This is a genomic window from Bartonella heixiaziensis, assembly GCF_046245125.2.
GTDB lineage: Bacteria > Pseudomonadota > Alphaproteobacteria > Rhizobiales > Rhizobiaceae > Bartonella > Bartonella heixiaziensis.
The window spans coordinates 1,117,129-1,128,935 of the sequence record NZ_CP176404.1; the positions used below are offsets into that span (position 1 = coordinate 1,117,129).

13 protein-coding genes are annotated in these 11,807 nt (G+C 41.9%); 2 read left to right on the forward strand and 11 right to left on the reverse strand.

The genetic code is table 11. The annotated features are described in order from the left end of the window. The 8 genes from ACKC4Y_RS04935 to ACKC4Y_RS04970 all read right to left on the reverse strand — a co-directional run bounded on the left by ACKC4Y_RS04935 (position 1) and on the right by ACKC4Y_RS04970 (position 8,610). A complete protein-coding gene (locus tag ACKC4Y_RS04935) occupies positions 1 to 1,026 on the reverse strand; it encodes a phage tail protein (protein ID WP_409360714.1) in 1,026 nt (341 codons plus the stop codon). Between the two features lie 12 nt (positions 1,027 to 1,038). Continuing rightward, positions 1,039 to 1,710: a transglycosylase SLT domain-containing protein gene (locus ACKC4Y_RS04940; RefSeq protein WP_409360715.1), complete on the reverse strand. Its 672-nt coding sequence runs from the start codon at positions 1,708 to 1,710 to the stop codon at positions 1,039 to 1,041. Then, entirely contained in the window at positions 1,707 to 3,773 is a 2,067-nt protein-coding gene (locus tag ACKC4Y_RS04945) for a glycine zipper family protein (RefSeq protein ID WP_409360716.1), read from the reverse strand. The genes ACKC4Y_RS04940 and ACKC4Y_RS04945 overlap by 4 nt, the downstream gene beginning before the upstream one ends. Before the next feature lies 1 nt (position 3,774). After that, a complete protein-coding gene (locus ACKC4Y_RS04950; protein ID WP_447582409.1) occupies positions 3,775 to 5,091 on the reverse strand; it encodes a hypothetical protein in 1,317 nt (438 codons plus the stop codon). Between the two features lie 83 nt (positions 5,092 to 5,174). Further along, the gene (locus tag ACKC4Y_RS04955) at positions 5,175 to 6,020 is read right to left on the reverse strand and encodes a hypothetical protein (protein ID WP_409360718.1); all 846 of its coding nucleotides are present in this window, start codon (positions 6,018 to 6,020) and stop codon (positions 5,175 to 5,177) included. Position 6,021: 1 nt separating this feature from the next. Then, positions 6,022 to 6,447 carry a hypothetical protein gene (locus ACKC4Y_RS04960; RefSeq protein WP_208434752.1) on the reverse strand — a complete coding sequence of 142 codons (426 nt, stop codon included), beginning with the start codon at positions 6,445 to 6,447 and terminating at the stop codon, positions 6,022 to 6,024. Beyond that, entirely contained in the window at positions 6,447 to 7,904 is a 1,458-nt protein-coding gene (locus tag ACKC4Y_RS04965) for a hypothetical protein (RefSeq protein ID WP_409360719.1), read from the reverse strand. The genes ACKC4Y_RS04960 and ACKC4Y_RS04965 overlap by 1 nt, the downstream gene beginning before the upstream one ends. 1 nt (position 7,905) lies before the next feature. Further along, positions 7,906 to 8,610 (reverse strand): phage adaptor protein, encoded by a 705-nt coding sequence (locus tag ACKC4Y_RS04970; RefSeq protein ID WP_409360720.1) that lies wholly within the window; start codon positions 8,608 to 8,610, stop codon positions 7,906 to 7,908. A gap of 72 nt (positions 8,611 to 8,682) precedes the next feature. Here ACKC4Y_RS04970 and ACKC4Y_RS04975 point away from each other — a divergent pair, with 72 nt between their 5' ends. Beyond that, positions 8,683 to 8,991 (forward strand): type II toxin-antitoxin system RelE/ParE family toxin, encoded by a 309-nt coding sequence (locus ACKC4Y_RS04975; protein ID WP_409360721.1) that lies wholly within the window; start codon positions 8,683 to 8,685, stop codon positions 8,989 to 8,991. Then, positions 8,972 to 9,253 (forward strand): addiction module antidote protein, encoded by a 282-nt coding sequence (locus ACKC4Y_RS04980; protein WP_409360722.1) that lies wholly within the window; start codon positions 8,972 to 8,974, stop codon positions 9,251 to 9,253. The genes ACKC4Y_RS04975 and ACKC4Y_RS04980 overlap by 20 nt, the downstream gene beginning before the upstream one ends. Positions 9,254 to 9,287: 34 nt before the next feature. On the opposite strand, the gene ACKC4Y_RS04985 is transcribed toward ACKC4Y_RS04980, so the two are convergent. The 3 genes from ACKC4Y_RS04985 to ACKC4Y_RS04995 form a co-directional block, all read right to left on the reverse strand. After that, on the reverse strand, positions 9,288 to 9,668 hold the full coding sequence (locus ACKC4Y_RS04985) for a hypothetical protein (protein ID WP_409360723.1): 381 nt from the start codon (positions 9,666 to 9,668) through the stop codon (positions 9,288 to 9,290). Positions 9,669 to 9,687: 19 nt separating this feature from the next. Next, entirely contained in the window at positions 9,688 to 10,812 is a 1,125-nt protein-coding gene (locus ACKC4Y_RS04990; RefSeq protein ID WP_114648094.1) for a N4-gp56 family major capsid protein, read from the reverse strand. A gap of 93 nt (positions 10,813 to 10,905) precedes the next feature. Then, entirely contained in the window at positions 10,906 to 11,799 is an 894-nt protein-coding gene (locus tag ACKC4Y_RS04995) for a hypothetical protein (protein WP_409360724.1), read from the reverse strand. Between the last annotated feature and the right edge of the window lie 8 nt (positions 11,800 to 11,807).

Consider the following 11,807-nt stretch of genomic DNA (forward strand, 5'->3'; position numbering starts at 1 on the left):
TCATGTTTTTATCGCAAAAACAACACTCACATTGATCGGACGCGTTTCACTCTTTCTATCCGTTAACGACGTAAGATGTTGGGTATGAGGTTGCTCAAGAGGCGTAGCAAAAGTATCATAAGTCACAATATCTTCTTCTTTTACTCCAGTAATTGCACTCACTCTCGATTTCTGATCATCGTCAAGCGCTCGCCCCCATAAAGCTGTTGCATCACCATGCCAATAACGTGCCTCATCCTCAGCCATCTGTGAAACTGATATCCTATGACCATCGTGTTGATGAGATTGAATTAAATCATGCTGTACACTCGCAAAAATGCGTCCCGTGTCAACATTACGTCCTCCATCAAAGCCTCGTAAAAACATCCCCCGTAAATCAGGAACATTGAATGTTCTAAAGCCATCACCACTCCCCCATATCGTCCCTATCGCCGAAAACAAATTACTATAAAGGCTCCGCGAATAAGGACTCCCATCACATAGCAACCAACCACTAGGCAACGCCTGCATCGCAAACGTCCCTATAAAACCTGACGGATAAGGAGAACCTGACAAACCTAATTGCGACTGTGTAGGAGTAGGATTAAGCAACTGCCAACCAGAGATCTCTTCATCGTACACTAAAGTATAAATGCATCCGTTTTGAAGCTCTCCTCCCTCTAACAAAATCGGAACGCCTATTCCTGATGCCTTGTAAACAGGTTTAGTTGAGAGACTATTGAGCGCTACCGTGGTTCCTCCAACATTCTTGCCTTTTGCTTTAAAGCGCAAAACTATACCATTCTTGTACTCCAAAAATTGTGATTTGGTTTGGAGCCTAATCGATGTTGTTTGTTGGCTGTGATTAACCGTAAACGTACTTTCTATCGCACCGCCCGTATCCGATAAATACTCTCTTACACGCTGCATCATTGCACGTGCACTGTTATTGATCGTGCTTGGGCGCTGTCCCTCTGACCAATCAACCAAATCATCGGCGCGCGTGTTCTCCGACGCCCTAAGCGACCAATCATAAATCGTTGACATCTCTTATGAATCCTAAATCTTGTAAAACGGTCCGTAAAACGCACGCATGAATTGCGTCATCAAAGGATTATCATCAGATCTCTCATCAGCTTCTTCTGATGCCTCTTGCTCTGATGAAAGTAAGGCTCTTAAAACCTCGAGAAAGTTCTCTCTATTGCCAAATTTTCCCTGTGCTATAGGATGACCATAAGCAACAGGAGATGGGCTCCTTGCCTGTTGCCCACCATACATCTGCAACACACGGGTAACAAAATCACCGGCGCGCATAGCGTTGTTTCCACCATTCAAACCAACCGCATTGCTGCCAACAATTTGTGCCGCATTCGCATGGGGATTTTGAAGAAGCCGCGCGGCTCCTCCTGCCCCTTGTTGATGCGCTAAATACAATTCTGCTTCACTAGGTGCTCTTCCCAACAGACGGCTTAAATGGTTGCGATTATCAAGTGTCAACCGCCCCATGGCATCTGCCGCTTGCATGGGATCAAACCTATCCCGCAAGCCATATTGTTTGGCGGTGCTATCGATAAATTGATACAAACCACCAGCAGAAGAGCGTGGATTCCTTGCATTTGGATTCCCTCCACTTTCAACTTGCGCAACACGGTACAAATAACTCTCTGGCAAACCATAACGCGCTGCTGTTTGCCGTATCGCTTGATTAACAGAAGGACTATAACGGGTCATTTCGCATACTCTATTGAAGCACTAGGACCTAACCCTTTTGCTATAGCCCTAGAAACAATCTTCAAGCCTTCATCAGTTACCACACCGGCTTTATGCCACTTCAAAGCACTTTGAATCAATTTGGCAATTTCATTGCGCTCCATTCCTTTAACGCCAAAAGTTGCCAACTTCGCTATACCGCGCTCTAGCTCTTGTCTTGCTCGTACCGCCTCTGGGGCATTCGGATGAAAAAATACATTGCGTGCTAATTTTAGAGATTCAGTTGGCCAATGCAAAAAATTTGAAAAATTAATTCCGTCAAAAAGAGAAATCTTAGGAATGCCTTCAAATTTGCTAAAACCCTCTTTTGCTGCATCAGAATAGAATTGCTCCTGATCTACTGCCTTTTTAAAAGTAGAAAACCGTTCCGGTCCTATCATCCTTTTAAGATTCTCAGATGCAAGATTTTGTTTTAAAAGTTTAGAAAATTCATTAATAGGGTCATCATTTTTTCTGAGTAAATCATCTAATGCATCTCTCATACCCATCTGATAGGTATTATTTTGTTTTGTCCAGTTCCCTTTAGAAAGATTTTCCTGAACTGCATTCCTTTCAAAACTCTTTTCAAGCTTTGTTCCAAGAGCTTGTCTACCTTCCTCAAAGCTATCTGCAAAGTTTTTGAATTTTGCTGCACTACCGCGTGCTGCTTTGTACGTAGGAGAGATTTCGTCCATTATTTTTACCAAATTTTGTTTGAGGACTTCGTATCCTAAAATCTTTTGGTTATCGCCATGTTTCTTACTTTTTTCGATTAAATCATCAAGAGACTGCTTAGTTTGATCTAATAACTCTATCGTAGGTTTATAGGTTATACTGCTAAATCTTCTATCATAAAACCTTCTAGGATTTATACTGAGAGGGTGTTCCTCTAAAGTATTGACAGCTTCTTTAAGAGCTTTTTGAAACCCTTTATTTTCAAAAAGTTTATTAAGAGCCGGATAATACTCTCGTCCTATCGGCGTTTGCCTTGCTTGTTCATAAAGATGATCATGCGCTTCTTTCCCTTGCTGTTTAAGCGTCCTGCTTAAAGTATCGCTATGCTGGTATGGAACAATTGTCTGCTCCATCATATCATCAAGACGTTGAACAGAACCGCCTAATCTTTTCTCATGCGCTTGTTTCAAAAGATGATAAACATCTTCATTTGTTTTAGACGCATTCCACAAAGTCTGTCGTAGTTTTTCATTAATATCTGTCAAGAATACTTCGTGAGGTTCTGAGCTAAGACGTTCGGTAATTTTTTGGGGTTTATTATCGTAAAGTTGCTTGGCAACTTCTCGCAAAGCCTTATTGGAAACCTCTTTATGAGCGGGATTAAAATAATTCCTTACAAGTGGAGGTGATTTTAAAGCATTTACAAGTAAACCACCTAACTTAGAAACCCCCGCACCTGCTAAACTAGCAGCTGGTGTCAAAACTGCCCCACCAACACCACCAGCTAACGCCGAATTCACCGTATCATTGTAACCTTCTCCAGCACCAGAACCATGTAAAGCTCCAGAGCCTGCCCCAACAAGAGCTCCCCTACCTAAACCTCCTAAAGTCGAACCTGCTCGCAAAAAATTTAAAGCAGGGATCCACAATGATGCTATTGTTGGTAAAATCGAACCAGCAATATAAGCACCAGAAGACCACCATGGATGTTTCTCTTCCAAAGCTTTTTGGTAAGCACGTTCTTTGGCTACTCTTCTGTTATAAACCTCTTCTGCCTTTTTATCGCCGCTCCAATAATCCCTCACACCTGCTTCACGTACTGCTTTCATTTCGTCAAAATAACCTGCCGTTGCACCAGATGCGCTATGTCTCATAACCGCATCCAACCACGTAAGATCTTTATCATCAAATGAAAAATTATCTGCTGTAAATTTTGTATTAAATGAAGCCGTATCATCATCAACAAGAGGGGAATAAGGAATATAACCCGTTGTTTTTTTTCCTTGATTACCACGACTGTTCTTCACCGAAGACGTACCATCATTATCGGATACATCATCAACAATGCGAGAATAAGGAATATATGCCATTTTAAGCCCCTTTAACCCTTATCTTTCCATCTTCACCAATAAAGCGTGCACCGGAAGGCAATGCATCTTCCTCTTCTTTGCTGGTAACAAGTGGCAAATCATTACGTCCTTGCTGTGGAGCTTTAGAATGCTGCTGTGATGTAACCTTATCAACATTCTCTTTCGTTAATGCAACGTGACGGTTTTCTAACAAAGACAATACGTCTGATTTCATCTTACCCAAAATCTCATGGATTTTTTTCAATCTAAACAAGAGCTCTTTATGACCCAAGTTGTACTTTATCTCTCCTAAATAGCTCTTTAAGATATCAAGCTCTCTTTCTGTGAGATTCCCAAAACCTGAGGCGCCATTACGCGAATACTGTCTCATCGTTTCTAAACGATCAATACCTATACGATTTTTAATGGAATCAAGCAGTGAACTCATATCACGGTGTTGAGGAACACCCAACTGAGCTTGTATACTAGCCGCATTACCTGTAGCCCATTCACCATTTTCTTCTATATAATTCATAAAACGTTCAATGTCATGGAGTGTATTATTACTGATAGTTTCTCTATTTTTAAGCTCTATCGTTTCTCGTAGGCGGTCCAATTCTTCTTTAGATTTAGCATCATAACCGCCGTTCGCTTTTTGTAATAGAAAAGCATTCAACGCATCTTTATTCCCAGCCATAAACCGCGCTTCTTCTTCACTGTAGCCTTTAGACTTTAGATACTCGATTGTTTGGTTAACTTGCTTCCTCTGTTCTCTTTCCATATCACCGCGACGAAGATTCATAGCTCCACTCGCTAAACTTTGTGCTATCGTCCCATCTGATAAGGCATAACCAATCCCATAATCCGCTAATCTTTGTAAAAACTCTGGACTCCGTAGATGATCCCAAAAGCTCTGTTGAGAACCAGCCGTTTGGTTAGGAACGACACCCTCTTGTGCCTGTACAGACTTTTGTGGTTCTACCGTTGAAATAGGTTCTGGTAACTGAGCCTGCTTTGGTTGCAATGATGCCAAATCCGAAATTGCATTAGGCAATGGCTCTATATCTTTACCGAAACCTAGAGGATTTTGTTGTGAACCAAAAGTCGCTATAGGTAAAGAAGGTACTGAAGATGGTACATCCGGTTTAAATCCTGCTGGTCTCAAAGACGAACTTACATCTGGTAAAGGGGGAATATTTTTAGCTAAGCCATGTATATTTGGTTGCGAACCAAATGTAGCTATAGACGAAGAAGGGATTAAATAAGAAAAATTATTTTCTTGTTGTTTCGCGTCTTCTCGTGCCATGCGTTGATTTTGCATAAGTATACGTGACGTCAATGGGTCCATTGCATATATAGACTTAAGAAGTCTTGAGAAAATATTATCACTATTGTTTTCCATAACTATCTCTCTTATCTCGCTTATTTTCCTACATAATTTGAACCCAATTGACTAAGACTAGCTAAAATCCCTATAGCGTTCTTCCAAGGATTGTTGCCTTGCATCATTGTACCTGTCATATTATTCGTCGTCGTACCGTAATTTCTTGCAAAACCATGACCAGCATTCATCAACATGTTCAGTCTGTTCCAACCGCTATTGTCTTGCTCCAGCCAACGTTCGCGATTGGCATCAACAACTCTCTGATTGTAATTATCAAGCACACCTCCCCCCTGTATGGCATTGGAATAGGCATTGCCATAACCCTGTAAGAAATTATTCGCCGCTCCCAACTGATTTTGATTGGCTTGGTCTATCAGTGAATTCGCTTGCATCATGCGGTCCGCATCACGATTATATTGATCTGCCATAGCACTTGTGGACAAAGCACCAAGTTCATTTGCCAATACACCTGCATGTGCACCGGACCCATAACGACCCGCACCAGCAAAAGAACTGTTAATCGTATCTCTTACACGGTCTAAGCTATTTTGAAGGGCGGCATTAAAAGACGGATTCTGTCCAACCATACCACCAGAAGCCATATGTCTAAGATTCATGGCTGCCGACGTTGGATTGTAGATTGTATTCATCAAAGAGCGATTTTGATAATGATGAGGAATACTGCCAAGACCACTAATGCCATAGCGCGTTTGATCACTTAACGGGGCAATACGAGGTCCCCCATACACATTACCCCCAATCCCTGTGTCATACATTTGATACGCATCCCTACCCCCACGCTTAAATACATTCTCCATCCAAGCAGGAGGGGCGCTTGTCTGTACCTGCTTTTGTTCTGTTGTTGATGGTGTCTTGCTCCCCATTTCACAATTCCTTCCTGTAATAAAGCATATCTATGCTGTAACCTTGCTTGTCCAATGCACGTTTCCAACCCAAACGACCCAAGATCTCCATTTCAGAAGCGCCATTCTCACGCGCCCAATCCTCTGCAACTTGCAAATTGTCAACTTGATCAAGAACACCCTTGCCACTACATTCACAAATGAGCGCGCGCTTCTTTCCTAAAACTGTCTGTTGTATCTGGGTCGTGACTACCGCTAAAAATCGCTCTTCATCATCCAAAACAAGCCATAACTGTTTCTTGCCCGTGCAAATGGCTTCAATCAGTTCCTGCAACGTAATTTCATGTTTAAAACGCTCTACATACTCATTAAAAGATGCAATGATTTCTTCAAGATAAGGCGCTATACGCTCCATATCCCAAGAACTGGTCAAAAAGACTTTTGCCATTAGCCTCTGCCTAGTGACCGTAAATCCACGTTAAAGCCAGTGATGTGTTTCCACGTAACACCTTCAGGAATACGCAATTTAAAGCGGTGATAACGATTACGTGAACGACCGTGATAAGCACCCGTCACAAAGGAACATATCCTCTCCTTGTGCCATATAATCGGTGTGTCATTACTACGAACTCTCCGTTCCCCTATGCTTAAAAGCCCTTTTAACGTATCAACCTCTGCAAACATCTTGGTGAAAAAACTAAAGCTCCCATCCGGTGCACCCATCTCTTGCGAAACAAGAGTTGCCTCCATCGGCGCTCCTGTAAATACAACAAGTCTGTTTTCCTTATCAAAAGCACCAAGCATTGGAGCGCCACTTTGCCAAATGGAACTGTCAAGAGAAGCCGGTAAGCTCTCAAGATTGGTCGAAATCTCATCTAATTGTTCCAAAGTATAGCCTGCCGTGAATACTGGAAAGAACGTAAAAAGTTCTCCTTGAACGGTCGACCATTTCTGCAAGCCCCAATCATAAACAAAGGTGGTTTGTTTGTTATTGCCACTCTTCAAAGACCAGTAAACGCGATTATAGACAGGGTCTATCATCCCTTGCATCTCATCAAGAGCAAGCTTATCAAACGTCGAAAATACCGTTCGGTCAACCTTTTCAAAACCTATCGGTAAAAGTTGACCTTCCAAACTCATTTGATAAAAACCACCATCACCTGCAAAAAAAGCGTCACTCCCTCGACATGCTATAGAGGCTGCACTACGGGCTCCTCGCTTGTCTTGTATCTTTTGAAACGTAAACACAATCTTAGAACCCGCAACAAAGGTTCCAGCATAAATAGCAGAACGCATAAAAATGAGGGGATTGGTGGATTCCGTTGCCCCTTGAACATATTCTCCATCCGGAAAATCTTGAAAATCGCAATCTTTCTGCTTAACTGTCCAATGAGTAGCATCTTCCAAACCAGACCAATGAATGCGATTAGGATGATCTGTTAGCTGCATCAGGCAAACAAAAGGTCCCCAAACCTTCACCAAACCTGCTTTCGGCGGATTGCCTCCTAAATCTTCAAATCGTTCAGAACTATGGGTATTAAAAACTTGTGGTTTATCATTTTTATTTACCGCAATAATTCTTTGACCAAACAAAGCGAACGACCATTTGTTCTCATCATTTGCCTGATACGTCACACCATTTTGACTGATGTCTTGCCAACCACGCGTTTGACTATCGTAACTGTAAAGCTTTTTTGCACCACCTACGATAATCTTGACACCATTGCCCGTTCTAAAGGCTATGGAACCTAAAGGACTCTCTTCCAAAGGAGCAGAAATAACCGTTGCACTAGGCATTGGGATATAAGAACCGTCCGCCGGCAATACATTGACCAGTGTATCAGTAAACTGACTGTTTACAGTTGCAACATCAGGTCGATAATCGGCAATGGGAAAATAAACCATGCTAAAAATCCGTTGGTATTATTCTGGTCACGTTATAACGTTGAGACGTCTCTGCACGCAATTCATGCAACTGTTCGTTAAAGTCATTATAAGCTGCCGTCGCACAATCAGGATCTTTCAGAATATTCTTGTAAAGTTCGTATTTTGCACGCGCCTTAATCAAATCAAAGGCATGTACAAACCATGGATGTTCCTGATGCACATTCTCAAGTTCTTCCAAACGCATCGGTGAGAGAATAAGTTGAACCTGATAGGCTCTATCCGGTGTGGGATAAAGATGTAATTGCCTATCAAAATAGCTATAACAAACCGGCGTTCCTTGCTGCCCTGAAACCAACGAAGGCTCTAAAGAAAGATGGCTTCTCCGCTCTAATTCAAACTTATTATTCCCTGAGTTAAGAAAGACTGTTTTGATTTTGACAGCCGTTTCAATATGGCGGGTATCGGTTGCATCATAAGCCCCTTGCCCCGCCCGTGTCATAAACACAACATCACGGCTTTCATTAAAGTAAAAGGTTTCCCTCTCACAAAAACGAATGGCTGCAAAAATACTTTCTTGGATTTGATGAACATACTCATCCGCTATGTCATCAATCTCATTCTGAATTACCGATACAAGGTGTGCTAATGTTCCTCTGTGTCGAAAAACATCTTGGCTATCCTGTATCGGCCCTCCCGTCCTTATCGTGATATAGTGACGTGACATAAAAACACCTTTCAGTGAAATACAAAATGAAACTAACTTGACATTACATATCATGTGCACTATAGTACACTAATGATAACCATTCATAAAACTACAGAATTTGATACTTGGCTTAAAAAACTCAACGATAAAGGCGTTAAAGCTATTATTCTTCAACGTGTTGTACAGTTAAGACAAGGTCTTTTAGGTGATGTTAAATTCTTTAATGGCATTGGTGAATTACGTATCCACTATGGTGCTGGTTACCGAATTTATTTTACCCAAAAAGGCTCTGATTTTATCCTTTTGTTATGTGGTGGAGATAAATCAACGCAGAAAAAAGATATTGAACAAGCATTAAAGTTAAAAGAGGAGTACAGTGATGAAAATAACCCCATTTAAACCAGAAGAATATCTTGAAGACATTGAAGTACAACAAGCATTTCTTAATGAAGCCTTTAAAACCGGTGATGCTGCTCATATAGCGGATGCCCTTGGTATTGTTGCACGTGCTCAAAATATGAGTGCCTTAGCAAAAGAAACCAATCGCGAACGCAGTGGATTATACCGCTCTTTAAGCAAAACAGGTGACCCTAAACTTTCTACCTTAGTCGCTGTCTTATCTGCCCTTAATCTGCAACTCTCTGTACAATCTATTCCATAAATCGTGAGGGGAATTAAGCCTTCCCCTATACCTCTCAACGATTGGTCACGAATTGCACGACCACAACACACTCACCAGCCGCGGTTGTTTTATCCCGTGTTGCATAAAGCGTAAACTCTTGATCTTCTGGAACAAACTCTTTTTGGTTGGTTGATGTAAAATCTTGCGTACCTTGGGCTTTGATGTCCTTTTCACTAAACTCATTACCCCCATAGGTGCTGCCTATCTTTAATTTCGCATCCGAAAACGCTGTCTTCACAAACGCTTTAATCGAAAGGATCATTGCACCACGCGGTAAAGTCCCGATTTTGCGTGTCAAATGCTTATCTTTATGCGAGATATTCAAACGCAAAAAACTGACCTGATGTGTATGAAGATCTCTGCCGTGTAAGTGTCCTGTTACGCCATCTACCATGTCCTATTTCCTTTCCTCATCACTCAACTTCACCGCTGTAGGTGGGGATAACTATCGTTCCAAAATCTTGGGCTCCTTGTGCTCTTCCAGGCATTTGGAAACGCGTTTTCTTCATGCCCATAATTGTATGCACTCCAAAACCGTATTCGCGTTTGTAGTCGAAGGTTTCTTCTTCGATTTTATAGCGGGTCTTACCGTAACTCTTACCAAATGCCATAACGACACTTTGCGCTCCAAGCAAAACAGCACGGCGCACACCTGCAAGACGTGTACTATCCGTGGATTTAACACCATTGGTGACATGCTCTGATTCACGTAAAATCACACCATTATACATGCCTAGAGAACCATCAAAGATTGGGTTTTTGGAACGCGAACCGGTATAAGCGGCTTTCTGAATATCAAGCCATTGACCCGTTTCTGTATTAGTGCGCAATTGCGTCACCTGAATGGGATGCAAATACAACACATAAACACTCTCGCCATTCACACGAACCGGTCTAATTTTAGGATTCGCTAGCTTGGCGCACTGAACCGCTTCATCTATCAATTTAAGATTAAAGCTGTGTTTGGCTTTTTCTGTAAGATCTTCATCCTTGGTTTTTGCTTCTGGTCGCACAATGCGCTTATTGCTTGGAGCTAACGGTGCATTAAAGCCCCAAAAAAGAGGATCAAGATCAACCAATTCTCCCTCAAAATTGAGCCTGTTAGCGGTATAACCGCAAGCGTGAACGAAAAACATCAAACTCAAACGGTCCGCATACCAATCTGATAAACTATTTTTGGCTTCTTCGCGCAAATTAAACAATGTGCGCTGATTATCAATAGTGCCTTCATTGGCAATTCTTGTTCCATGATAAAGTTCATTGATATACAGTTTATCATGAAGGAATTGGAGTGCTTCTTCATTGCCTTCAAGCGTTTCGCCCTCACTCACACCACGTCCTGATAACTGAGCGCGCAGACTAAATGTTACACAATCCCCTTTGCCTTTTTGCGTCTCTGTTTTCACCTGAATAATGCTATTGGAATCCTGCCCCATCAAAGGAGCAATAGGAGTTGCTTTGGAGACCTCCGCATCAAGAATTCTCGCCCATGTTTTTAATGCATGGGGATCATTAATCCCTATATGTGTTGTTGCCATTTATTTCACCTTTCTTTGCTATAAAAAAAACCGGCTTAAAGCCGGAGTACTAACCCGCACCAAAGGCGGCTTATTCTCTAAAAAGTCTTTCACTTAATCTTCATCATCCGCACCACTCAATTTGCGTATAAGCACTCGGTTCTTTGGATTGCTGTACCATGCTTGAAACTCTTTATCCGTCATAGCGTTCATCGTTTCCCATGAAAGTGGACCTGTACTCCCCCCTCCTCCAGACGCCGTTAAGGTTCTCGCAGAATTCTGACGGCTTTGAAGTTCTGCAACTTGATTATTCGCTTGCACTACTTGGTTCTGATAACCAAGGTTTTGTGCTATTCTATAAATCTCTTCTGCAGGATTGAGGTCTCTTTGTGCACAAGTCGCTACAATCGTACGCAATTCATTCCTTATGATCTCAGAAATTGTGTTTGGATCTGCATACTCAGGATAAAGTGACGACCAAGAACTCAATTCCTTCGCACGCTTCTCATAAAGAAAATTTGCCGCATCACCAAAATCACTGGATTTATTTTGAAACGACTTAACAGAACTGTTGAAAAACTGGCCAAGACGTATATCATGCTGCTGCTGTTCCTCAGCTTGTCTTAGCGCTTCTTTCTGCTCTCTAATATACGCATCCTGCTCTCGAATCTTTTTTCCTATCCAACCAATATAACCAATAAGGTCTCGTGTAAAATCTAGGGACGCACTTTCACCTTCAACCATTGGCGTCTGGGATTGTGGTTCATAAAACTTGACAAGCTCTTCACGGGCTTGTTTGGCTTGTTGCTCCGCACGCTGCTGTTCTATACTAGGAACAATCTCTGAAGGCTTTTCAACGGGCTGTGCAACCGGCTCTGGAGAGGTGACATCATCATTATCAATCGTTTCACCATCATAAATGCCAGCATCAAAAGAGCTCTCATCATCAAAGACCGGTGCTCCAACTCTGTAATCTTCATTCCTACCTTCATTCATTTCTGCATTCATTCTTTCAC

Excerpts from the sequence above, each read along its gene's own strand:
- ACKC4Y_RS04970 (WP_409360720.1), bottom strand. The coding sequence starts at position 8,610 with ATGTCACGTCACTATATCACGATAAGGACGGGAGGGCCGATACAGGAT.
- ACKC4Y_RS04965 (WP_409360719.1), bottom strand. The coding sequence starts at position 7,904 with ATGGTTTATTTTCCCATTGCCGATTATCGACCTGATGTTGCAACTGTA.
- ACKC4Y_RS04995 (WP_409360724.1), bottom strand. The coding sequence starts at position 11,799 with ATGAATGCAGAAATGAATGAAGGTAGGAATGAAGATTACAGAGTTGGA.
- ACKC4Y_RS04955 (WP_409360718.1), bottom strand. The coding sequence starts at position 6,020 with ATGGGGAGCAAGACACCATCAACAACAGAACAAAAGCAGGTACAGACA.
- ACKC4Y_RS04935 (WP_409360714.1), bottom strand. The coding sequence starts at position 1,026 with ATGTCAACGATTTATGATTGGTCGCTTAGGGCGTCGGAGAACACGCGC.
- ACKC4Y_RS04975 (WP_409360721.1), top strand. The coding sequence starts at position 8,683 with ATGATAACCATTCATAAAACTACAGAATTTGATACTTGGCTTAAAAAA.
- ACKC4Y_RS04945 (WP_409360716.1), bottom strand. The coding sequence starts at position 3,773 with ATGGCATATATTCCTTATTCTCGCATTGTTGATGATGTATCCGATAAT.
- ACKC4Y_RS04940 (WP_409360715.1), bottom strand. The coding sequence starts at position 1,710 with ATGACCCGTTATAGTCCTTCTGTTAATCAAGCGATACGGCAAACAGCA.
- ACKC4Y_RS04990 (WP_114648094.1), bottom strand. The coding sequence starts at position 10,812 with ATGGCAACAACACATATAGGGATTAATGATCCCCATGCATTAAAAACA.
- ACKC4Y_RS04960 (WP_208434752.1), bottom strand. The coding sequence starts at position 6,447 with ATGGCAAAAGTCTTTTTGACCAGTTCTTGGGATATGGAGCGTATAGCG.
- ACKC4Y_RS04980 (WP_409360722.1), top strand. The coding sequence starts at position 8,972 with ATGAAAATAACCCCATTTAAACCAGAAGAATATCTTGAAGACATTGAA.
- ACKC4Y_RS04985 (WP_409360723.1), bottom strand. The coding sequence starts at position 9,668 with ATGGTAGATGGCGTAACAGGACACTTACACGGCAGAGATCTTCATACA.